The 477-nt window shown below is 49.3% G+C and carries 1 protein-coding gene; it reads left to right on the top strand.

The features are described 5' to 3' along the window. Positions 1–102 precede the first annotated feature (102 nt). The gene (locus tag ACTHUM_RS19240) at positions 103–327 is read left to right on the top strand and encodes a hypothetical protein (RefSeq protein ID WP_070459987.1); all 225 of its coding nucleotides are present in this window, start codon (positions 103–105) and stop codon (positions 325–327) included. Positions 328–477: the final 150 nt, after the last annotated feature.

Raw genomic sequence — 477 nt, 5'->3', positions numbered from 1 at the left:
CCCCCATAAGTGCGATCAGAAGCACGGCACGCCTTGCCACAGTCATTCAAACCCTAGTCCCCCATGCGGAAAACTTGGAATCTTTCGATTTGTCATCCGAGCTTGAGGGATATATTCAAAACCGACCCCATCCCGCGCCCTGACGATTCAGACGGCGGCGGCTACATCTGTAACCAATGCACCCCCAAAGGCGGCAGCGGTTTTGACCTGCTGGCGCTGGTGTTTGGTTACAGCTTTACGGAATCTGTAAATCAGGTTTCCGCCCTGCTGGAGCTTTCAGACGACCTGAAAGAATGGGCTGTTTACAGCGTAACCAAAGCAGATTAAGCCCACCTATTCCCTGAAATTTACCCGCCTTTATGCCGCCTATTTCAGACGGCATAGGGCAAACTTCGCCCTAGTGTTTTCATAACTAATTGATTTTATTAGGTTCATGTTTTGAAACACTCGAGGCAGAGCAAAGGATAAAACCATGAA

Source organism: Neisseria sp. P0021.S006, from assembly GCF_051956895.1.
The sequence above is the reverse complement of the archived record's forward strand: the minus strand, read 5'-3'. Positions and strand labels throughout refer to the sequence as shown.